At 66.8% G+C, this 20,953-nt stretch carries 22 protein-coding genes; 7 read left to right on the plus strand and 15 right to left on the minus strand.

Features of this window, described 5'->3' with window-relative positions:
- Nucleotides 1–157: 157 nt before the first annotated feature.
- The 9 genes from LJ737_RS26315 to LJ737_RS26355 all read right to left on the minus strand — a co-directional run bounded on the left by LJ737_RS26315 (nucleotide 158) and on the right by LJ737_RS26355 (nucleotide 8,134).
- Nucleotides 158–775: a hypothetical protein gene (locus LJ737_RS26315; RefSeq protein ID WP_227769763.1), complete on the minus strand. Its 618-nt coding sequence runs from the start codon at nucleotides 773–775 to the stop codon at nucleotides 158–160.
- A 123-nt stretch (nucleotides 776–898) separates the two neighbouring features.
- On the minus strand, nucleotides 899–1,258 hold the full coding sequence (locus LJ737_RS26320; RefSeq protein ID WP_227769764.1) for a hypothetical protein: 360 nt from the start codon (nucleotides 1,256–1,258) through the stop codon (nucleotides 899–901).
- Between the two features lie 25 nt (nucleotides 1,259–1,283).
- Nucleotides 1,284–2,588, minus strand: coding sequence for a PAS domain-containing protein (locus LJ737_RS26325; protein ID WP_227769765.1), 1,305 nt, complete (start codon nucleotides 2,586–2,588; stop codon nucleotides 1,284–1,286).
- 174 nt (nucleotides 2,589–2,762) lie between these two features.
- A complete protein-coding gene (locus tag LJ737_RS26330) occupies nucleotides 2,763–3,209 on the minus strand; it encodes an SPOR domain-containing protein (protein WP_227769766.1) in 447 nt (148 codons plus the stop codon).
- A 153-nt stretch (nucleotides 3,210–3,362) separates the two neighbouring features.
- Nucleotides 3,363–4,265, minus strand: coding sequence for a fatty acid desaturase (locus LJ737_RS26335; RefSeq protein WP_227769767.1), 903 nt, complete (start codon nucleotides 4,263–4,265; stop codon nucleotides 3,363–3,365).
- A 690-nt stretch (nucleotides 4,266–4,955) separates the two neighbouring features.
- Entirely contained in the window at nucleotides 4,956–5,228 is a 273-nt protein-coding gene (locus tag LJ737_RS26340) for a hypothetical protein (RefSeq protein WP_227769768.1), read from the minus strand.
- 132 nt (nucleotides 5,229–5,360) lie between these two features.
- Nucleotides 5,361–6,332, minus strand: coding sequence for a D-2-hydroxyacid dehydrogenase family protein (locus LJ737_RS26345; RefSeq protein WP_227769769.1), 972 nt, complete (start codon nucleotides 6,330–6,332; stop codon nucleotides 5,361–5,363).
- 15 nt (nucleotides 6,333–6,347) lie between these two features.
- Nucleotides 6,348–6,851 (minus strand): hypothetical protein, encoded by a 504-nt coding sequence (locus LJ737_RS26350; RefSeq protein WP_227769770.1) that lies wholly within the window; start codon nucleotides 6,849–6,851, stop codon nucleotides 6,348–6,350.
- Nucleotides 6,852–6,916: 65 nt separating this feature from the next.
- Nucleotides 6,917–8,134: a Gfo/Idh/MocA family protein gene (locus tag LJ737_RS26355; protein WP_227769771.1), complete on the minus strand. Its 1,218-nt coding sequence runs from the start codon at nucleotides 8,132–8,134 to the stop codon at nucleotides 6,917–6,919.
- Between the two features lie 432 nt (nucleotides 8,135–8,566).
- Here LJ737_RS26355 and LJ737_RS26360 point away from each other — a divergent pair, with 432 nt between their 5' ends.
- Nucleotides 8,567–9,547 carry an aldo/keto reductase gene (locus tag LJ737_RS26360; RefSeq protein ID WP_227769772.1) on the plus strand — a complete coding sequence of 327 codons (981 nt, stop codon included), beginning with the start codon at nucleotides 8,567–8,569 and terminating at the stop codon, nucleotides 9,545–9,547.
- A gap of 85 nt (nucleotides 9,548–9,632) precedes the next feature.
- Here the strand turns inward: LJ737_RS26360 and LJ737_RS26365 are convergent, their stop codons facing one another.
- On the minus strand, nucleotides 9,633–12,017 hold the full coding sequence (locus tag LJ737_RS26365; protein WP_227769773.1) for a family 16 glycosylhydrolase: 2,385 nt from the start codon (nucleotides 12,015–12,017) through the stop codon (nucleotides 9,633–9,635).
- Between the two features lie 403 nt (nucleotides 12,018–12,420).
- Here LJ737_RS26365 and LJ737_RS26370 point away from each other — a divergent pair, with 403 nt between their 5' ends.
- Nucleotides 12,421–13,218, plus strand: a complete 798-nt coding sequence (locus tag LJ737_RS26370; RefSeq protein WP_227769774.1) for a ferritin-like domain-containing protein — start codon at nucleotides 12,421–12,423, stop codon at nucleotides 13,216–13,218.
- 148 nt (nucleotides 13,219–13,366) lie between these two features.
- Here LJ737_RS26370 and LJ737_RS26375 read toward each other — a convergent pair whose 3' ends face one another.
- Entirely contained in the window at nucleotides 13,367–14,611 is a 1,245-nt protein-coding gene (locus tag LJ737_RS26375) for a porin (RefSeq protein ID WP_227769775.1), read from the minus strand.
- Between the two features lie 93 nt (nucleotides 14,612–14,704).
- Nucleotides 14,705–15,154, minus strand: coding sequence for a GNAT family N-acetyltransferase (locus LJ737_RS26380; RefSeq protein WP_227769776.1), 450 nt, complete (start codon nucleotides 15,152–15,154; stop codon nucleotides 14,705–14,707).
- A gap of 146 nt (nucleotides 15,155–15,300) precedes the next feature.
- Between LJ737_RS26380 and LJ737_RS26385 the strand changes: the two genes are divergently transcribed.
- Both LJ737_RS26385 and LJ737_RS26390 read left to right on the plus strand, forming a co-directional pair.
- Nucleotides 15,301–15,462 carry a chryseobasin-related MNIO class RiPP peptide gene (locus tag LJ737_RS26385; RefSeq protein ID WP_227769777.1) on the plus strand — a complete coding sequence of 54 codons (162 nt, stop codon included), beginning with the start codon at nucleotides 15,301–15,303 and terminating at the stop codon, nucleotides 15,460–15,462.
- Nucleotides 15,463–15,483: 21 nt separating this feature from the next.
- Nucleotides 15,484–16,617, plus strand: a complete 1,134-nt coding sequence (locus LJ737_RS26390; RefSeq protein WP_227769778.1) for a multinuclear nonheme iron-dependent oxidase — start codon at nucleotides 15,484–15,486, stop codon at nucleotides 16,615–16,617.
- 40 nt (nucleotides 16,618–16,657) lie between these two features.
- On the opposite strand, the gene LJ737_RS26395 is transcribed toward LJ737_RS26390, so the two are convergent.
- Nucleotides 16,658–17,479 (minus strand): aldo/keto reductase, encoded by an 822-nt coding sequence (locus tag LJ737_RS26395; RefSeq protein ID WP_227769779.1) that lies wholly within the window; start codon nucleotides 17,477–17,479, stop codon nucleotides 16,658–16,660.
- A gap of 152 nt (nucleotides 17,480–17,631) precedes the next feature.
- On the opposite strand from LJ737_RS26395, the gene LJ737_RS26400 reads away from it, so the two are divergent.
- Nucleotides 17,632–18,168: a hypothetical protein gene (locus tag LJ737_RS26400; RefSeq protein ID WP_227769780.1), complete on the plus strand. Its 537-nt coding sequence runs from the start codon at nucleotides 17,632–17,634 to the stop codon at nucleotides 18,166–18,168.
- Between the two features lie 235 nt (nucleotides 18,169–18,403).
- On the opposite strand, the gene LJ737_RS26405 is transcribed toward LJ737_RS26400, so the two are convergent.
- On the minus strand, nucleotides 18,404–19,354 hold the full coding sequence (locus LJ737_RS26405; protein ID WP_227769781.1) for a 3-oxoacyl-ACP synthase III family protein: 951 nt from the start codon (nucleotides 19,352–19,354) through the stop codon (nucleotides 18,404–18,406).
- A 221-nt stretch (nucleotides 19,355–19,575) separates the two neighbouring features.
- On the opposite strand from LJ737_RS26405, the gene LJ737_RS26410 reads away from it, so the two are divergent.
- Nucleotides 19,576–20,010: an EamA family transporter gene (locus LJ737_RS26410; protein ID WP_227769782.1), complete on the plus strand. Its 435-nt coding sequence runs from the start codon at nucleotides 19,576–19,578 to the stop codon at nucleotides 20,008–20,010.
- A 13-nt stretch (nucleotides 20,011–20,023) separates the two neighbouring features.
- On the opposite strand, the gene LJ737_RS26415 is transcribed toward LJ737_RS26410, so the two are convergent.
- Nucleotides 20,024–20,275, minus strand: a complete 252-nt coding sequence (locus LJ737_RS26415) for a hypothetical protein (protein ID WP_227769783.1) — start codon at nucleotides 20,273–20,275, stop codon at nucleotides 20,024–20,026.
- Between the two features lie 118 nt (nucleotides 20,276–20,393).
- Between LJ737_RS26415 and LJ737_RS26420 the strand changes: the two genes are divergently transcribed.
- A complete protein-coding gene (locus tag LJ737_RS26420) occupies nucleotides 20,394–20,939 on the plus strand; it encodes a DUF4136 domain-containing protein (protein WP_227769784.1) in 546 nt (181 codons plus the stop codon).
- Nucleotides 20,940–20,953 lie beyond the last annotated feature (14 nt).

Genomic DNA, 20,953 nt, shown 5'->3' on the forward strand with positions numbered 1-20,953 from the left:
CCCCGCCGCCCCCAAAAACCAGCCGGCCGGGCGCCCCCGGCGCCCCGGGACCCCCTCAGCGCGGCCCCCCCGGGGGGCGAGCCCACGGGGCCCCCCCCCCCGGGCCAACTCACTGGTTGGCCCGCGCACGGCGCCGTCCGTTTGCGCAGCCGCGGCACTACTTCCCCTCCGGGCGTTCCACGGCCACCAGCTGCTGCTGCTGCTTCATAATCTGCAGGTCCAGCTGCGTCAGGTCAAAGGGCTCCGCGTCGTAGTTTTCGGGCGTGTCCAGCTGCTCGATTTCGGCTTCGCGGTCGGTTTCGTAGTTGTTCTGCTTGAGCCGCACGCTGTTGCCGTTCACGGCCGTTACCTTCAGCAGGGTATAGTAGCCGGGGGCTTCGGAGCGGATGTGGTAAATGTCGCCGATATGGGGGTGGGCCAGCCGCTCCTGGTCCTGCACCTGGTGCCAGGCCCCGGCCCCGAAGGAGCCTAGCGCCGCCGTGCCCAGCAGCAGCAGCGCCAAGCAGTGGCGCAACGGCGTGCGCGTGCGGGCGCGCAATTCCCGCAGTTCGGCCCGGAGCGGCTTGGGTAGCTCCTTGGGTCGGAGCACCAGCTGGCAGTGGGCGCACTGCGCGGCCCCGCTTTTGCCCAGCGGCAGCAGCGGCAGCCAGTACACGTGGGCGTAGCGCCCAAACACGCTCAGGCGCAGGGCCCCGGGCGTGCCGCAGCCGGGGCAGCTGGTGCCGGCCAGCGCCGTGGTGGCCAGGTGCGCGGAGGTGTAGCCGTAGACGATCATGCGGGGTATCCTGGTAAGCAAACAGCTGCGCCGGGCACCAGCACCCGCCGCAGCTGCAAGATAAAAGGACCGGCCGAAAGCTGCTGCCGGAACGCGTGATTTTCAGTGGCCTGAGCCGCCGGCTCAGGCGGCGTTGGCGGCCTGCTCCAGGGCCTGCAGCAGGCTTTCGATGCGGGCCGCGTGGGCGTCGACGCGGTCGAGGCCGGCGCGGGCCTCCTCGATCTGGCCGCGGCGGTACTGCTTGACCAGCTCCTGGCCGGTGTCGAGCATGCGCTGCAGGGCCCGCTCCAGCTCGTGGGCTTCGGGGCGGGCGCCGTAGGCGGGGCGGATGACCGCCTCGAACCACTGGCCGAGCGGGTTGTCGCGCAGCGAAAACAAGCCGTCGTCGGCCTCGCGCACCCCGTAGAGCACCGAGCGCAGCCGCGACTTGAAGAGCACCTGCTTGATCCTGGCTTGTTGGAAATCCAGGCTGCTGAGGTTCATAGAAAGGGGAATAGGCCGCAAAAGATTAGTTGCTGGAAGAAGTGTTAAGCCGTTCCAGCGCCTTGCGGGCCTGGACCAGGCTGGTCACGTCGTAGGCAAACACGGTGATGCCCGCTTTCTGCCCGCCCTCCGAGAACAGCTGGTAGGTAAAGTTGAGGTACAGGGGCTGCCCGCTGCCGTCGGGCTGCTCCAGCATGATCATGATTTCATTGCCGTAGAACGTCTCGCCGGTGCTGTAGACGCGGTCGAGCAAGTCCACGAAGCCCTGTTCGATAACTTCCGGTAGGGCTTCGACGACCGTTTTGCCCACCAACTGGCGGTTCGCAAACAGCTGCTGGTAGGGCGGATTGACGAAGTCGAAACGGTGCTCGGGGCCGCGCAGGATGCAAATCAGCGCCGGCGCCTGCATAAACAGGTTGTAGAAGGTCTCGCGCTGGCTTTCCGCCAGCTGGTAAGCCTGGTACGCTTGGTCCGACAGCGCGGCCTGCTGCTCGTTGGCTTCCAGCAGCTCCTGCACCATCTGCTTCTGCTCGTGAATGTCGTAGGCCCCGCCCACCCACATGCTGATGTGGCCGTCGGCGTTGCGCCGGGGTACTCCCTGGGCCATGATCCAGCGGTAGTGCCCGTCGTGGCGGCGCAGGCGGTACTCCAGTTGCACTTCCTGCCCGCTCTGCAGGTGCTGGCGCCAGATATCCAGGATGCGGGCCCGGTCGTCGGGGTGAATGTCGTCGGCCCAGGCAAAGCCCTGCAGTTGCGCCAGCGTTTTGCCGGTGTACTGCAGCCAGCGCTGGTTGAAGTACTCCAACTCGCCGTCGGGCGAGGTCGTCCACACCATGATGGGCAGCGCCTCGAGGGTGAAGCGGGCGCGCTCCTGGCTTTCGGCCAGCTCCTGCTGCATCTGGCGGGCCCGCAACTCGGCTATGTGCTGCTCGGTCACGTCCTGGGTGCGCTGCACGATGTACTGCAGGTTGCCCTGGGCGTCGAGCACGGGGTAGTGGGTGGCTTGCCAGTACCGTTCTTCCAAGCCGCCGCCCTGCTCGGCCGGGCGCTCCAGGTCGTAGCGGATCAGCGGCATGGTGTGCGGCTCCTTGTGCCGCCGCACGTGCTCGTGCGACTCCCGGATGACGTCGGCTTCGTTTTGATCGGCGGCGGGATAGGCCTCGAAAAACGGCTTGCCTACCACCTCGGCGCGGCTTTTCATGGCCGCAGCCGCGTGGCGGTCGGTGTCGTCGAGGATGGTTGCGGCGGCATCCGGTGCTATGACCAGAAAGTTATCGGCCAGCGTGCGGAACAGGTGCTGGTAGTCGATGGAAGGGGCTTGCTCGGCCATGCGGGAATAGCGGGGAATCGGAGGATAAGGGGGCGGAAGCAGGACGCCGGTGGCGCCGGAGCGCGAAGGTAGCGCCGTTACCTCGGCTAGTACGAAGCTCAACCGTAGAAGGACACAAAAAAATCGGCGCGGGTTCCTACAACCCGCGCCGATGGAATAGGTTTCGCCGGTAGCCTACAGCGGCCGCAGCGGCTCGCCCGGCCGCCGCTCGATAATGCGGCTGCGCTGCGCGCGCAGCTCGGCGTCTAGGGCGCTGTCGCCGACAGCGCCGCGGTGGCCGATGCCGATTTCGTGCACGTCAACGGCGCCGGCCGCGTCGAGCAGGTCGCGGGCGCGCTCGGCTTCGGCGTAAGTATCGAGGTGCACGGCCACGAAGCCGTGGCGCCGCGCGTCGTAACGCGGCCCCGAATGCGTGGCGGGCGGGCCGAAGATGGCCATGATCAGGTGGTGGAAGCCGTCGTTTTCGGGAAACTCACCGGTGGGGTTTTCGGTGGTCGTCGTGTCGTGGTCCGACACTTCCACGTTGTCGGCGGCGAAGCCGTGCTGGGTGAGCTGGTCGGCGGCGCGCTGGGCGGCCTCCACGGTGCCGAATGCGCCGATGACGGTGTGCGGGTGTACCATGAGCGGAAGGAGAGAGTTGGGGATGAACATTGGCCCCCGCGGCGCAGCAGCCGGCGGCGGGTACTTCGCATAGCTCAACGCAGCAACGCCGGCCCGGGTTAGGCTTGCGCAGCCGCCCAAGCCGCCGCTGAGCTGCGTGCGCACGGGCCGCGGCTACTTCTGCCACCAGAAGCGCCAGCGCAGCGGGCCGGTGCGGGCACGGCGGCGCTGGGTGGGCGTGTGGCCCACGGCCTGCACCCGCCACACCAAGCCCAAGGCCTGCAGCAGGCGCACGGCGGGCCAGCCCAAGTCCACTTCGTACCAGGCCGCGCTGAGCTTGGCCGAGCCGGGGTGGGCGTGGTGGTTGTTGTGGTAGCCTTCGCCGAAGGAAAGCAGCCCCAGCAGCCAGTCGTTGTAGCCGCTTTCGGTGGCCTGCTCGATGCGGTAGCGGGCGTAGCCGTAGGAGTGCACCATGTAGTTGACGAACCAGTGGCCCAGAATGGCCACGCTGATGCGGGCGCAGCCACACACCACCGCCACCTCGGGCCCGAACGTCACGGCCAGCAGCCCGATAAAGCCGAGTACGTGCCAGTACCAAGTCTTGTCGAGCCAGCGCAGCCAGGGGTCGTGGAGCACGGCGGCGGGCAGGGGGTAGCGCGCGTTGTCGGCGGGCTGAAAGGCCAGGTGCAGGTTCCAGAAATAGTCGCGCAGGGCGGAGTGGCGGTAGGCGAAGTAGCGCGGGCAGTCGGGCTGGTTCTGCCAGTAGTCGCGGTAGTGGTGCACCCGAATCCAGGCCAGCGGGGCGCCCATGCCCGCCTGCACCGCCAGGTAGGCCAGCACGCCGCGCGTGAAGCGGGAGCAGCGGTAAGCCCGGTGAATCAGCCCGCGGTGCAGGCCCACGGAATGGCCCACGCCCACCGTGAGCAGCGTGAGCCCGGCCGAGGCCAGAAACCGGGGCCAGGTAAAGGCCGCCGGCGCCCACAATAGGGCGGGCACCAGCATCAAATACAGCCAGAATACCTTCGGCCAGCCGACGGCGAGCCGGTCGCCGGGGGCAATAATGCGGTCAGCAAGCATGATAAGTACGGGGTTGGATACGTCGTTGAAAATACGCGCCGCTGAGCGGAAATGCCCGGAAAAATTGTGCTTTTTTCCGGGCATTTCGCCCGCCCATTGGTCGCAGCGGAGTAGCTTGCCGCCGCAGCAGTTGCCCGGCGGAGGCGCACAACAGAGCCCGCCGCTTCCTCGTTAGCAACAGCGCGTTCATTCACCCTAAATCTTCCCCCGCATCATGGCCAAAGCGCAAGACGCCCGCAAGGAGAAAAAGAAAGAGCCCACCAAGTCGCCTAAGGAGAAAAAGGCGGCCAAGGAGGAAAAGAAAAAACTGCGCGACCGGAGCAGCGAATAAGCCGCCTTGCGTCCGTCGGCCACGGGCCGCCCCACACGCTGGGGCGGCCCGTGGTGCGTTAAGAGAGGGGGGTAGGGACGCTGGCGCCGGGCTGCCGTTATGCGCCCTTCGCAGCGGTACCGGGCCGTGCGCGCCGGCGCCGGCGAGTAGAATATTATTGAAGCAGCCACAGCCAAAAGGCTCTGCGATGCCTAATGATTCCGGGCTACGAAGCGCCACGCAGGATACGCGCTTCAGCCTATCCCGCCCGACCCAAGAGCAAGTGCCGGATGGGGCGCTTGTTCCCGGTGCCGCACCCCAAGCCGAGGTAAGCCTTGCCGGCCCGCACCGCCTCCACAGCCGCACGGGCGCGGCCAGTGCTACTTGTTTTGTACGGGCAGCTTGTCGCCGTACACGCGGTTGCCGCCCACGGCCGAGACGTTTACGTTCAACGGGCCCTCAATGCCTTGCAGGCGGACGTTGATGGAGCCGTCGTTGTTGACGAAGATGGGGCGGTCAGTCGGAATGCCCTGCCGGGCCGTGCCGGCACCGGCCGTAGCCCGCGGCACCAGGTCGACGCCGCGTAGCACGAGAACGACCAGGCAAAGGGCAATAACGGTGAGCACGGACTTGGTGTAAGCGTCGGTTTTCATGACGGAAAGGAGGATAAAGGATGCGGCGGGGCCAGCTGCAAGAATCCTTCCGAAACCAGCGCCGGCCGCCGCCGCTACCCGGGCCGAAACGGCTGTAGGCTTGCCGTCAGGAACATACAATCCGCCGAGGCCTTAGGGCCGCGCCAGCACGCCGGGGTTAGCCAGCTGCTGCGGGCGGCCCGCGGCAAAGGCCACCACGTTGTCAAACGCCTGGCCGAAGTACAGCTCGTAGCTGCCGCGTTCCACGTAGCCCAGGTGCGGGGTGCAGAGCACGTTGGGCAGCTGCAGCAGCGGGTCCGCCGGGTCGACGAGGGGCTCCTGCTCGTACACGTCGAGGGCGGCGAAGCCGGGGCGGCCGGCCTGCAGGGCCGCCAGCAGGGCGCCGGGCTGCAGCAGCTCGGCCCGGCTGACGTTGACCAGCAGTGTGTCGGGCTTCATCAGGGCCAGGTCGGCCGGGCCGATGAGGTGGCGCGTGCCCTCGGTCAGGCGCAGGTGCAGGCTTACGATGTCGGCTTCGGCAAAAAACGCTGCCCGGCTGGCGGCGGCCCGGTGGCCGTCGGCCTCGGCGGCGCGGCGCGAGGTCTCGCTGCCCCACACCAGCACCGGCACCTCAAAGGCCTGGGCGTAGCGGGCCACGCGCCGCCCGATCTTGCCGTAGCCCCAGATGCCGAGCGTCTGCCCGTGCAGGGCCCGGCCCAGGTTTACCTGCCAGCGGCCGTGCTTCATGGCCTCGATGGCGGCCGGCAATTCGCGGCGGGCGTTGAGCATCAGCGCCCAGGCCAGCTCGGCCGGCGCCACCGGGGAGCCCGTGCCTTCGGCCACCGCCACGCCTCGGGCGGTGCAGGCGGCCAGGTCGAGGTGGGCGGCAATTTTGCCGGTTTGGCTGATGAGCCGCAACCGGGGCAGCCGGTCCAGCAGCGCGGCCGTAATGGCCGTTCGTTCGCGCGTGAGTACCAGCGCCTCGGCGTCGGCAAACCGCGCGGCCAGCGTGTCGGGGTCCGCCGCGGCGTCGTGGTAGATGGTAACGTCGTGGCCGCGCAGCTGCTCGAAGCAGCTGAGGGTGTGGATGACGTGCTGGTAGTCGTCGGGAATAACGATGCGCATGAGCAGAAGACCCGGTTACAGTGGCCCGATGGAGAGGGTGACGGCGAGGTCGTAGCCGTGGCTGCCAACTCGGCGGGCTTTTTCCAGCACTACGTACTCGCGGATGTCCGTCCCTCCGTAGTCAAGCTCTTGGTTGAGCGCCGGGGCGGCTCGGGCGGCGGCCCGCGTCAGGGCGGCTGCGGCCTGCGCGGGATGCACGGCCGCGTCGAGGCCGGGGGCCGTCTGGCGAAGCAGGGCCGCCGCCTGCCGGTACCAGGCGCGGGCGTCGGCGGGCACCTTGCCCAGCTGGCCCTCGAAGCGCAGGGTCAGCGTGTACGTTTCGCAGCCCCAGTTGCGCACGCTCAGCCGGGTACCCCCGCCGAGCTGCGCGGTTTCAAAGCCTTCCCGGCGGGCTTTGTTGAGCTGAAACCGGGCGGTGGGAAACACCGCTTTTTTCAACACCGGCTCGGGCAGGCCGCGGGGGCAGTCGTCTTGGCGGGGTGAAAGCAGCAGCAGGCCGGGAAGGAGCAACCGAAGCATAGCGGCGGGGTATAGGGCACAGCCGCAATAGTCGTCAATCTTTCCTCGCCAACCCAACCGGCGCCTCAGCCCTTGCCGCCGGCTTTGTCCAGCACGTACTTCACGTCGGCGGTCGATACTTGCTGCCCGGTTTCGGCGGCGCGGTAAATGGCCAGCAGCAGCTGCACGTCGCGCAGGCCCATTTCGCCGGGCACGCGGGTGGGGCGGTTGTTGAGCACGCAGTCGGCGAAGTCGTCCAGCTGCGCGGCCTGCTGGTTGACGTTGCGCAGGGTCAGCGGCCCCTGGCTGGTGCGCCCTTCGATGCCGCCGTAGCCGAAGGCGGGCTGCAGTTCCAGCCAGCCCTTGGTGGCTTCGGCGCGCAGGCGGCTTTGCATGTTTTCGGCGTAGGAGGTGCGGCAGTCGGCCACGGCGCCGTCGCCGAACTGCAACTGCCAGTCCACGCCTGCTTCCACTTCCCGAAACAGGTCGCCGGCGGGCTTGGGGGCGAACTTGGCCGTGACGGATACCGGCACCTGACCCTTGGTGTAGAGCGCGCCCTGCAGGCAGTAGATGCCCATGTCCATGAGCGGACCGCCGCCGCTGAGCTGCCGGTTCACGCGCCAGGGCGTGTCGTTGGTGAAGCGGAAGCCGTTGTCGGCCGCGAGGCGGCGCACCGGCCCCAGCACCTGCTCCTGGCCCAGGCGCATCACCTCGCGGTGGTGGGGCTCGAAGTGCAAGCGGTAGCCGATGCTGAGCTTTTTGCCCGCTTTCTGGCTGGCCGCTATCATGCGCTGGGCGTCGGCCACGGTGGTGGCCATGGGCTTTTCGCAGATGACGTGCTTGCCGGCCTGCGCCGCCCGCACCGCGTACTCGGCGTGCAAGGCGTTGGGCAGCACGATGTAGACGATGTCGATGTCGGGGTTGTCGGCTAGGCGGTCGAAGGTCTGGTAGTCGTAGCAGCTTTTCGCGCTGAGCCCGTACTGCTGCTGCCACTGCCGGGCCTTGGCGGGCGTGCCCGTGACGATGCCCGCCAACCGGCAAAGCTTCGTCTGCTGCAGGGCCGGGGCCAACTGCCCGCTGCTGTACTTGCCCAGGCCCACCAAGGCCACGCCCAGCTTGCGCCCCTGCCGCAGCGCCTCCCGGCTGGCCGGTCCGAAACCGGGCGCCGTTTCGGTCAGCCACTCGAGGGGGCTGCCGAGCGCCGAGGAGCCCACTAGCGTAGCGCCCAGGCCCAGCGCCGCGGTGCGGATAAAGTCGCGCCGGGAGGCGGAAGTCAACGGGTGGGTAGGGGGGCTGCTGTTCATAACACGAAGTGGCAGTGGATGAAGCTGCTGCTGTACTACCGGCAATCTGCCGGCTGGGTTGTGCCAAACGCTGCTGCGCCGAAGGTCTTGTTTTGCTGTTTGTTGCCCGTCTGCTTTTCGCCGGCTGGCTGGCCGTACCGCCGGTAGCATCCTGGGCGGTTCGGCCGGAGCGGTAATCGGCCACGACAACGGCGGTAAAAAGGAGCCCTGATTGGCGGTGCCGCCATCGGCACCGCCCACGGTAAGAAAAGGGAAGCCAAAAGAGCAGCAGCGCGCCGAGCGTCGGCGCGAAGTAGCCCGCAACCGATGGTTAGCGGGGCTTATTACTAGCAAAAAAGGCCGCCTCGGGCGGCCTTTTTTGTGGCCGGTTGCGTAGGCTACGGTTGCCAACCCCTCCAGCGGGCTGCGCCCCGCGGCCCCGATTTGTCAGCTATGGAATACACCCGCCTCGGCCGCACCGGCCTGAAAGTTTCGCGCATCTGCCTGGGCTGCATGACCTACGGCGAGCCCACGGACCGCTGGCCCTGGGCCCTGCGCGAGGAAGAAAGCCGCCCCTTCATCAAGCAGGCCCTGGAGCTGGGCATCAACTTCTTCGACACGGCCGACGTGTACTCCAACGGGGCCAGCGAGGAAGTGCTGGGCCGCGCCATCCGCGACATGGCCAAGCGCGACGAGCTGGTCATTGCCACCAAGGTCTACAACCCCATGGGGCCCGACCCGAACAACCGCGGCCTCTCGCGCAAGCACATCATGGCCGCCATCGACGCCAGCCTCAAGCGCCTCGGCACCGATTACGTCGACCTCTACCAGATTCACCGCTGGGACTACCACACGCCCATCGAGGAAACGCTGGAAGCCCTGCACGACGTGGTGAAGGCCGGCAAGGTCCGCTACCTCGGCGCCAGCAGCATGTACGCTTGGCAGTTTGCCCAGGCCCTGTACTTGGCCGACAAACACAACTGGACGCGCTTCGTGAGCATGCAGCCGCACTACAACCTGGTGTACCGCGAGGAAGAGCGTGAAATGCTGCCCTTGTGCCAGGATCAGCAAATCGGCGTGATTCCCTGGTCGCCGCTGGCGCGGGGGCTGCTCTCGGGCAAGCGCCGCCGGGAGGGCAACGAAACCGAGCGCGCCCGCACCGACGCCTTTGCCAAAAGCCTCTACTCGCGCGACGACGACTTTCAAGTGGCCGACCGCGTGACCGAGCTGGCCGAAGCCCGCGGCCTACCCGCCGCCCAGATTGCCCTGGCCTGGCTGCTCGCCAAACCGGCCGTGACGGCGCCCATCGTGGGGGCCAGCAAGCCCGGCCACCTGCAGGACGCTGTGGCCGCGCTGCAGGTGAAGCTGACGGGCCAGGAAATCAAGCGCCTGGAGGAGCTGTACCAACCGCACCCGGTACTCGGCTTTTCGTAGGCCGGGGCCGCGGAGCGGGCCCACCAAAAAGCCCGGGCCGCCATTGGCGGCCCGGGCTTTTTGGGTTCAAGCAGCGGATAGATGCTTAGTGCGTCACGGTCAGCTTGAGCGAGGTGGTTTTGCCGGCAACCCGGACGCGAACCACGTAGAACCCGCTCTTCAGCGTCTGGGTGGACAGGTGCACCGGGCCGTTGGCGGTCGGCTCCGGGTGCAGCACCACCTGGCCCTGGGTATTGTACACCGTGACCTCGCTGGCCACCCCGGTGGGCAAGCCCGTCAGCGTCACCTCGCCGTCGGCGGGATTGGGGTACAGCTGGTAGCTGGCCGCTTGGGCCCGGGGCGCGGAGGACGGCTGGCTGGTGAAATTCATGCCGCGATACACCACGGCGGTGGGGTCGAATAAGCCGGCGCCGTTGTTGAGGTTGCTGGCGCATTCGGGGTTGAGGTTTTCGCTCGGCCCCCACTCAAACTTACCCACAAAGCCCGCTGGGTTCTTGAAGAAAATGGGCTGATTGGCCGCGCCCGCGCTGAAATTGTCGCCGTTCAGCAGCGTAGCCGGCGACAGGTACCCCCAGCTGCTGGGCCAGTCGTGGGTCCAAGCGGTACCGGCCGGGTTGGGGTAGAAAAGGTGCATCTTGTCGTCGGGGCCGCGGTAAAACAGTTGCCCGCCCGACGTGGTCAGCTTGCCGGCCACCTTGCTCACCGCCCAGTCGGCACTGGTGGGCAGCTCCTGGTATTGCCAGCCGCTGGCGTAGTAGTAGCGGTGAATGCGGTCATCGTTGCCGCCCCGGTAGTACACGCCCTGCGCCGAGGGCGCCAAGGCCCCGTACTGCGAGGAAATCTGAGTGGCCGCGTTGCCCCAATTGTCGTCGATCCAAGCGTGCTGGTACACGCCGTTGTTGTTCCAGTAGCTCTGCAGGCGCCCGTCGGCGCCGGCGTAGTACACCTGCCCGCCGGCCACCGCCACGTCGCCGGCTACTTGCTGCGCGGTAATGGAGGCGGCCAGCAATGTGTGCTGCCAGCCGTTGCTGCCGCCGCCCGTGTACTGCAGCTGGTGCAGACGGTTATCGAGCCCGCGGTAAAACATCAGCGAGTTGCCCACGCCGCTGACCAGCGCCAGGGCGCCGGGTTGATCCGATACGCGCGAGGACAGGTCGTTGCGCGCCCAGCCGTCGTCGGCCCAGTTGTGGTGCCAGCTGCCGTTGTCGTAGTAATAATACTGCACGCGGTTATCGACGCCTTTGTAGGCCACGAAGTCGTTGTCGCCCGCCACTACGTCGCCCTGCACCTGCATGCTGCTCTGCCAGAACGAGGGCTGCAGCACTTCGTAGGCGTAGCCGCTGCCGCTGGGATAGTAGCGCCGCAGCCATCCGTCGCCGCCGTGGTAGAAGACCTGGCCGGTCGTGGCCGAAGCGCTGAGGTTGCCGGGTGCCGCCGCGACTTGGCGGGAGGCGGCGGCGCTAGGGTCGAGGGCCACGGTTTTCCAAGCGTTGTCGAATTTGTAGTGGCTGTAGTCGTTGGCCGTGTTGGGCTTCCACACCCGGATGTAGTCCACGACCATTTCCGTGTGGTAGTTGTTGACGAAGCGGGCGCCGTTGAATTGCGGCGCGCTGGGCCAGGAGGTCGAGTCGGCCGTGTTGTTGATGGCCAGATTAGCAATAACGGTAGCCGGCACCCCGAACGTGGGAATACCGTTGGCAACGGTGTTGTCCACGGAGCGGATTTCGCGCCCGTCGAAAAAGAAAGTGACTTTGGTGGGCGTCCAGGCTACGGCGTAGTTGTGAAATTCCTGGGCCAGGTCCAGGCCGCCCTGCTTTTCGAACATGTTCTGGCACCCGCGGCGCAGCCCCGGGTTGGCGTCGAGGGTGGCTTGATCGGGGCTGTAGATAATGTTGTTGTAGAGCTTGCGCTTGTCGTCGTAGCCCTCAAACACGTCAATTTCCGTGGGGCCGTTGTACAGCCAGAAGGCCGGCCAGGTCCCGGTGCCCGGCGCCAGCTTGCAGCGTATCTCGAAGATGCCGTGCGTGTAGCCGCGGCTCCAGCCCCCGCAGGTACCGGCGGGTTGCCCGCCGTTGCAGGGGAACAGGTCGCCCACGAAGTCGTCCTTGAACTCGATCCAGCCCGATTTGTAGTGCAGGGCTTTGGTCGTGGTGACGTTGTTGTAGGTGTAGGTATAGTTGAAGGGCGTGGGCAGGGGCGTGGCTTGCAGCGTGAGGTAGCCGTTGTTGACGCTGCAGGCGCTGGCGTCGTAGTACTCGTCCTCCGCGGCGTTGCCAATCAGGGTCAGGTAATTGGCGGGCGTGAACTTCCAGGGGGAGTTGTTGACCAAATCGGAGTGGCTGGAGTAGTTGAAGTTGTCTTCAAACTCCACGTGGAAATTGCTCAGATCCAGCTTGCTCTGGCCGTGTGCGGCGGCCCCAAGCCCGGCTAACAGGATGGGCAATATTCGTTTGGTAAATCTTTGAATCATATGATTTTATGAAAAAATTGGTGTTGGTTGAAAACGCGTTTACCAGGGCTGGGGTATGGAAAGCGGAGAAAGAACGGCTAATAAAAAAGCCCTAACCAGCACGGGCAAACCGCTGATCTGAGGAACAGCGGTACCGCAAGCTGGAAAGGGCAACAGGTGAGCAGGCAGGGCGGAGCCTAGCCGAAGCTAGGGGGTGGGCAAATATACGTGGCCGGGCGCGATGGAAAACCGCCGTACGGAACAGCTGGCCAGTCCGAACGGGACGACGCCGGAGCCACGTTTTTGCGCGGGCTCCGTCCCCCACAAACTGGGTATACAGACCAGGTTATTACTAACCTCGACCTAACATATTGGTTTGTCAAGCGTTAGCCCTGGTAAATTTCATCCTTCTTCCCACATAGCTATGGCTGACAACCCCCAAAACCGGACCTCCCACACCCTGAGCGACTCCACCACCAGCTTCAACATCACCCCCACCGCCGACCACGACCCCAGCGGCAGCGCGAGCAACGGTAACGGCCTGGCAACCGCCGGCAGCTCCCTGCTCGACCAAGCCAAGCAGTGGCTGGGGCAGGGCCGCGACCTGCTCGGCCAGCTGCCCCAACCGGTGAAGAATGCCGGCACCCAATTGCGTTCGGGTTACAACGGCCTGAGCACTACCCAAAAAGTAATGGGCGGGGCGCTGCTGGTGGTGGGCGCGGGCCTGCTACTGCGCGGCGGCAGCAACCAGAAATCCGCCGCCAAAGCATCCGGCAAATCGGCCGGCACTGACGGCACCGACACGCTGCGCGAGCTGCTGCTCTTCGTCAACGACCGGATTGAGGGCTACCAGCGGGCCGTGGCCGAAAGCAAGGACGCCGAGCTGCGCGGCTACTACAAGCAGCTCGTCAGCCAGAGCCAGCGCTTTGCCGGCGAGCTGAACGGCTACCTGCAGCGCCAGGGCGGTGGGCGTGAAACCGGCACCACCCTCAAGGGCAAACTCTACCGCCAGTGGATGGACGCCAAAGCCGCCCTCACCGGCACCGACGAAAAAGCCATCCTCGGCTCAAACGTCTACGGCGAGGAGTGGGCCCTCAAGGCCTACCAGGACGCCCTCAGCGACCCGATGCTGCCGGCCGTGCTGCGCCGCGAAGTGCAGCGCCAGTACAAACAGTCGCAAGAAACTTATGACCGGCTGAAGCGCCTCGAAAAGAAGGTATAGACGGCCCAGCTCTGCTGTCGAAATGCGGCCCGGGCGGGCGTGGGAGCTTTCCCGCGCCCGCCCGGGCCGCTGCGGTTGCAGGCTCCACAACCGCAGCAGCGTGACGCTACGAAGCCCGCGGGGCCAAACCGCACAAGACGGCGCGGGCTCAAAAATTCAGCTGGGCCTGCAGGCGCAGCAAGCGGCCGCGCTGCCGGTTGCCGCGGGTTTGCAGGTCCTCGAAGCGCCGGTCGGAAATCGTGTACATCGGCACCAGCTCCAGGTACTTTACCGGCTGCCATTCCAAGCCGATTTCCAGCTCGCGCACCCGGTAGCTGCGCGCGTCACGTTCGTACTTCTTGCCGCCCCGGTAGTACTGCCCGCGCACGAAGGGATACAGCTGCTGGCCGCCCACGCGGGCGCGGTAACTGGCGGTGGCGTAGCCGCCGTGCAGGCGCCGCACCTCGATGCTGTCGGTGGCGGGGTTGAATTCGGGGCCGCGGCCCACGTTGTACTCCATCTGCAGGCCGAAGGGCTGGGGGTAGAGCACCAAGGAGGCGGCAGCGCGCTCATCGGGGTAGCTGAGCGTGCCGTTGTGCTTGACGCCGCCCGTGAGCTGGTCCTTCGCCATGCTGTAGCGGCCGGAGTAGGCTTGCAGACCCGGCTCGATGATCTGCCGGCCCAGCGGCAGCGGGTAACTCGCGCGGGCTACCACGTGCAGGCCGTTGTTTTGCTCGGGGCGGTTGGCCGCCTGCCCGTTGTACACCCCGAAGGCCAGCACGCCGTAGTCGCCCGAGCCCTTCAGCCCGTCGTCGACGAGGGCTTTGAAGCGCCGCCGAACCGTAACCGGGGCCCAGTACAGAAAGGCGCCCAGGTCCCGCTCGTTGACCACGGCGCTGTTCAGCGCGTCGTTGCGGTCCAGCGGCAGCCGGTGCTGGCTCGACTGCATGTTCTCGAAGCCGTAGGGAATCTTGCTCTGGCCCAGGCGCAGCCGCAGGCGGCTTTGCGCATCCAGCCCGACGTCGAAATACGCGTCGCGGAGCTGGGCAAACTGCCCGGTGTTGCTGCCGCCGGGCGTGCTGGCAAAGTCGGGCTGCAGGTAGAAGTACACCCGCGGGTGCAGCTGCCCGTACACGATCAGGCGGATGCGGCGAAAGAAAATGCCCCCGTTCTCGCCCCAAGACTTGTCGCACTGCTCGCACTTCAGGGCGGAGTTGGTTTCGAGCAGCCGGTTGTAGCGCACCTGCATGTAGCCGCGGATGGACACGGCCTCGTACCACGGTTTTTTGCCGGTCGCGGGCTCGGTCGGCGGGGGCAGCAGGCGCTCCAGCCGCGGGCGGCCGAGGGTGTCGGGCAACGTTTGGGCCCAGGCGGGCGCGGCGCTCAGCAGCAGGGCGCTTAACAGATATTTCATGCAACCGTAACTCTCCCGCAAAGAGAGGCGGCAGCTGTTACTTCAGCGTGTCCCAGGCGTTAAGCCTGTGTTACCACGGCCCGCGCGGCCGGCTCAGGGCCGCAGCATGTAGATGTGCGGAATGCCATCCTCCAGGTAGCCTTCGCCCTGCTGCCGAAACCCGAAGCTTTCGTAAAACGCCTGCAGATACAGCTGCGCCCCGATCTTGATGGGCTGCGCCCCGAACAGGCGCGCGCACTCCTCGATGGCGTGCTGCATGAGCTGCCGCCCGAAGCCGTGGCGGCGCAGGCGCGGCGCGGCCACCACCCGCCCGATGCTCACCTGCTCGTAGCTCAGGCCGGGGCCGAAGAGCCGGGCGTAGGCCGCTAGCTCGCCCGCGGCCGTGAGGCCCAGCAGGTGGTAGGCGGCCTGGTCCTGCCCATCGATGTCCTGAAAGGCGCACTGCTGCTCCACCACGAACACCTCGCTGCGCAGTTGCAGCAGGGCGTACAGCTCGGCGGTGGTAAGGGCGGCGAAAGGCTTGGCGGTCCAGGTCAGGGTCATGGCGGGCAGAACGTAAGGGCGCAAAAGTACGGGCAAAGGGTCGTCCGGGCCGCTACCCCGCGCCGCGCTGCCGCATGCAACCTTGGTGGCGCGGCGGGCCTCTTCCTTCAAACCGCTTTCCCACACACCGCTTACCCGACACAGGTATGAAACTCTCCAAAGCAGTACTCGGGGCCGTGCTGATCGGCCTGACCGTGCAAACCACCGGCTGCGTCAAAAAAGACACCCCTGCGCCCAAAGGCGAACAAGGCGGCAAGGGCGGCAAGACCGTCACCCCGGACAACTGCCCCGGTTGCGGCATGGGCTAAGGCCCGGCACCCGAGTTGGCCATGGCAGAATCGCCCAGCATCCTTGCCACCGTCGCCTGCAATCTGGACGCCGACATTCTCTCGGCCGCTTTTCCGCTGCTGGAAGAGGGCCGGGTGGAGGCGCTGGAGTGGGCCTTCGACGCGCTGTACTGGACCGAACAGCCGCCCGCCTGGTTTGCGGATCTGCTGGATTCCTACAGCCAGGCCGGCCGGCTGATTGGCCACGGCGTGTACTTTTCGCTGCTGTCGGGCCGTTGGACGGCCGAGCAGCAGCAGTGGCTGCGGCAGCTGGCGCAGGTGGCTGCGCGGTTTCGCTTCGACCACGTGACCGAGCACTTCGGCTTTTTCACGGGCCAAAACTTCCACCACGGCGCGCCCTTGCCCGTTCCGTACTCGCCCGCGGCGCTGCGCCTCGGGCAAGACCGGCTGCAGCGCCTGCAGGCCGCCTGCCAGTGCCCGGTAGGGTTGGAAAACCTGGCCTTTGCCTACTCCTTGGACGAAGTTCAGCGCCACGGTGAGTTTCTCGACCAACTGCTGGCGCCGGTGAACGGCTTTGTTATTCTGGATCTGCACAACCTGTACTGCCAGCTCCACAATTTTGCCGTGCCCTACGAAGCGCTGATTGAGCTGTACCCGCTGGAGCGGGTGCGCGAAATCCACATTTCCGGCGGCAGCTGGGAGGCGTCGAGCCTGGTGCCGGGGCGCACGGTGCGCCGCGACACCCACGACGAAGCCGTGCCGGACGAGGTATTTGCGCTGTTGGCGCGCACGCTGCCCCGCTGCCCCAATCTGAAGTACGTGGTGCTGGAGCAGCTCGGCACCGGCCTCAAAACCGCCGCCAGCCGGGAGCAGTTTCGGCGCGACTTCCGCCGCATGGCGGCGCTGCTGGAGCCGCAGCGCACCGGCCGGCCCGCAGCCCCCGACAGCCCCTTTGCGCCCCTGCCGCTGGCGCCGGCCGGCCCCGCCGCCGAAGACGAAACCCTGCACGAGCAGCAGCGGCAACTCTCGCAGATTCTGGAAACGGCGCCCTCCTACGACGCAGCCCGGCAGCAGTTGCTGCAGTCCGGCCTCGCCGGCACCGACTGGCGCATCGAGCACTGGGAGCCGCACATGCTCGAAACGGCAGTCAACATTGCCCGCAAGTGGAAAAAGTAGCCATAAGCCCCACCGGCGCACGGCAAGGAGCAATTACAGCTTACAGCCCGCGCACGTAAGCGGCCATTCGTTCGCGGGTAGCGGCATCGGGCAGCTCACCTTCGGCGGCGCGTAGGTTGTCGGCTAGGTGGGCGGGGTTACTGGTGCCGGGTATCACGCAGGTGACGGCGGGATGGGAGAGGAGGAACTTGAGCAGAAACTGCGGCCAGCTGGTTATGCCCAACGCCGCGGCCCACGCCGGCAGGGGCTGGCCGCGCAGGCGCTGCAGCAGGCGGCCTTCGCCGAAGGGCCGGTTGATGAGCGTGGCCACGCCCAGTTCGGCCGCCGCGGGCAGCAGGCGCTGCTCGGCGTGGCGCTCGAAGATGGAGTAGTTGAACTGCACGAACTCCACCCGCTCCCGGCGCAGCACGCGCTCCAAGTCGAGGTGCATTTGGTCGGTGTAGTGGGTGAGGCCGAGGTAGCGCACCCGGCCGGCTTGCTGCCACTCGCGCAGGGTCGCCAGGTGCGTTTGCCAGTCCACCAAGTTGTGAATCTGCAGCAGGTCGAGGCGGGGGCGGCGCAGCTTGCGCAGCGAGGCTTCCAGCTGCGCAATACCCTCCTGCCGGCCCTGCGTCCACACTTTGGTGGCGTAAAAATATGCCTCGGGTGCGGGCAGGGCGGCCGTGAGCGTGCCCACGGCTTCCTCGGCCCGGCCGTACATGGGCGACGAGTCGATTACCGTGGCGCCGGCCGCCCGCAGGGTTTCCAGCGTCTGGCGCAGGGCGGGCTGGGCCGCGGCGTTGGCTACGTCGAAGGTTTGCCAGGTGCCCAGGCCGATGACGGGCAACGGCTCCTGGCTGGCGGGAATTGGGCGGGTGAGCATGGGGCTGCGCTTGGTCGACACCCTTGTACGCAGCGCGGCCGGCGGGGCTGCGCGACGGGGCACCGCTCCGCGCCAGCTCGGCGATTAAATGCCAGTCGGAAACGTGGCCGGCACAGGCTGCGTAAGCGCTACCTCCATCCCACTGAATCGTCATGAACAAGAAAGTCAAATTCGCCCGGGCCCAGCGCCCCAAGGGCGCCAGCACCAGCGCCGAACACCCCGGCACCGACCGTCAGCAAGGCACCAAACGCAAGGGCGCCAGCACCAAAACCATCATCGGCGCTTCGCTGATTGCCGCCGGGGCCGGCGCCCTCTACGTGCTGGGCCGCCGCAACTGGCCCGCCATCAAGCAGCAAGCCAGCAAGCTGAAAGACCAGGCCGGCAAGCTCGGCGAGCAAGCCGGGCAGGTAGCCGCCGACCTGAAAGGCCAGGCCAGCAAAGTGGCCGCCGACCTCAAGGAGCAAGCCGGCAGCGTAACGGCCGATCTGAAAGACAAAGTCGGCGGCGGTGCCCCGGCGGACCCGAAGGACAAAGCCGGCAAAGCCGCCGGCGTGGCCAAAAGCTCCAAGCCGGCCGGGGAGGCCCCCGTCGACGTGGCCCTGAACAAGGAAGTGGCCGAATCGACTAAGTCGAGCCCGAAAGCGGCCAGCGGCTTCACCGACGAAGGCGCCACCGGCAACAACGACTAAGCCGGCAGCCGCCACGCACCAAGCCCCGCCGCTTGCCCGAACGGGCAGGCGGCGGGGCTTGGTCGTTTTTGAGAAACCGCTCACGTAAGTCTACCCGTCATGGAAACGGATCCTGGCTTCTTCGTGGCCGCGCCGCTGGCTTTGTTGTAGCCGCTTGACAGGGCGCTGCAACTATGCAAGGCCGCCGCAGGCAGGTGCACCGACCTGCGGCGCGGCGGTGCCAGGCCCGGCGAACCTACTCCCGCGTCAGCAGCATGGCCCCGTAGGAGTAGCCGCCGCCGAACACCGTCACCACCACCCGGTCGTGGGGCTGCAGGCCGGGCAGCGTGTCGGCCAGGCCGATGGCGGCGCCCGCGCAGCCGGTGTTGCCCAGCGTTTCCACGTTCGACACGAGGCGTTCCGGCGCGAGGCCGGTGTTGCGCAGCACCACGTCGCTGATGCGCTTGTTGGCCTGGTGCGGTATCAGCCAGCGCAAATCCTGCACGGTGAGGCCGTGGCGCGTGAGCACCTGCTCGGTTACCTGGGTCATGTACTGGCAAGCGTACTGAAACACGTCGCGGCCGTGGGGCATCACGATGCCGCGCTCCACCGGCTTCAGCGTCACGCTGGTGGTGGCCTTGCCCACGGTGGCCGCCCCGGCCGTCACCACCTCGTCGACGCGCAAGTCGGTGTCGGTCAGCTTTTCGGGGGTGAGGAGCAGGGCCGCCGCGCCGTCGCCCCACAGGTGGCCGGCCACGGTGTCGTGCTCGTTGTTGTAGGCCGTGTTGTGCTCGGCAGTGACGACCAGCGCCCGGCGGGCTTTGCCCAGGGCGAAGTAGCCCTCCACGATTTCCACCGCGTTCAGCAGCGAGGAGCAGGCCGAGGAAATGCTCACGACCGGAATATCGGCCACGCCCAGTGCGTGCTGCACGGCGTGGGCCAGGGTCACGATGGTGTCGTGGGGCGTGTAGGTGGCGCCCACGATGAGGTCGATGTCGGCCGTGGCTATGGCCGGGGTTTCGCGCAGCACCCGTTCGGCGGCCGCAATGGCCATGGTATTGGTGTTTTCGCCCGGGGCGGCGCGGCGCCGCTCGCGGATGCCGGTGCGCTCAATAATCCAGTCGGAGGCCAGCCCGTTCAGGCGGGTAAAATGGTCGTTGGGAACAACGGTGGTCGGCAAATACGCCGCAACGTGGTGCAGGTACACAGAAAAAGATGGGGTAGGCAGACAAGGAACAACGGCACGGTAACGGGGGAAAGCGTCTGGCCGGGCCGAAGGTAGGCAGCCTTTCCGTACGGCGGGCACGCGGCGGCGTTGTCGGCGGTAGCGCCGCGGTAACCCCGCCCCCGGCGGGCCGTACCACCCAAGGCGCGGGGGCCGCGTGCCGGGACCCCGCCCGGTCGTGCGCCGCCGCTTGATTATCAGGTATGTGGATGGTTTTTTCGCTGCTGGCAGCGTTGTCGGCCGCTATTGTGGTGACTTTGTCGAAAATCGGCCTCAAAAACGTGGACCCGGTGCTAGCCTTTGCCGTGCAGGCCGTGCTGATTTTGCTGGTGTCGTGGGGCGTGGTGACGTGGCAGGGCAAGCTGCCCGACGTGAGCAGCATTCCGCGCCGCGACCTGCTGTTTCTGGTGGCGGCGGGCGTCGTCACCTGCCTGTCGTCGCTGTGTTCCTTTCAGGCCCTCAAGCTCGGCGCCGCCTCCCGCGCCGGCGTGCTCGACAAAGTTTCGCTGGTGTTCGTGGTGATTCTGGCCGTCGTGTTCTTGAAGGAAAAGCTGAACTGGCAGCTAGTGCTCGGCGCCTTGCTGATGGTCGGCGGCGCGGTGCTCATTGCCCTTTCGCAAAAGGCGGCGAACAACTAGGCCGGCCGCCGCATCAGGGCGCTGCGTCGGCTGCGGCCGGCGCGTAAAAGCCCCAGACGCCGTTGGAAAATTCGCCGGCGGCAAACAGCACCGGCGCCTCGGGCGGGCCGAGGCGGTACACGTTAAACTGCTTGGCGACGCCGTAATGCGGGTCGATGACGCGGGCCGTTTGGGGCTGGGCGGTCCAGGGGTGCTGCCACACGTCGAGGCCACCGATGCGGAACGTTTCGCCGTCGAGGCAGCTGCCGATAAAATGCCAGTTCATGCGAGCGGGGCGGTAAGCGCCGCCGGCAACGATGCCCTTGCGCGGCGGCGGTTCGTAAACATAAGCGCGTCCGGGCGTTGCCAGCGACTCCGCCCGGCATCTTTCTCTTCTCAGAGCCATGAAAAAGCTATTGTTCTTGCTTGCCCTGCCGCTGCTGGCGGCTTGCTCCGCCACCGAAGTCAAGTCGACGGAGCAGGCGCCCGGCGTGAATTTTGGGGCCTACCGCACCTACAACTTCATGCCCGGCGAAGCCCGCAACGAAGCCGAATTCCGTCGCGCCAGCGTAGGCCTCGACGAAGTGAAACAGGCCGTGGCCCGCGAAATGGAGCGCCGCGGCTACCGGCGCGCCGAGCAGCCCGAGCTGTGGGTCAACATCGGGGTGGTGAACGAGGAAAAGGTGCAAACCCGGCCCGGCGACTTCCGCACCGACGCCGCCCCTTACTACATCGGGCAGCGCACCTACCATTGGCAAGCCGGCGACGTCCCCGTGGGCACCTACGCGGTGGGCACCGTCACCGTCGACGTAGTGGACGCCGGCCGCAACGACTTGGTGTGGCAAGGCGTCACGGCCAGCCCGCTCAGCAAGGACCCGGCGAAGTCGGCCCGGCGGGTAGACGAGGCCATTACCGAGCTGTTCGGGCGCTACCCGGTGCCGGCGCGCTAAGGACGCGGCGGCCT

Origin of the sequence: Hymenobacter sp. 15J16-1T3B (assembly GCF_020711235.1) — a bacterium.
GTDB lineage: Bacteria > Bacteroidota > Bacteroidia > Cytophagales > Hymenobacteraceae > Solirubrum.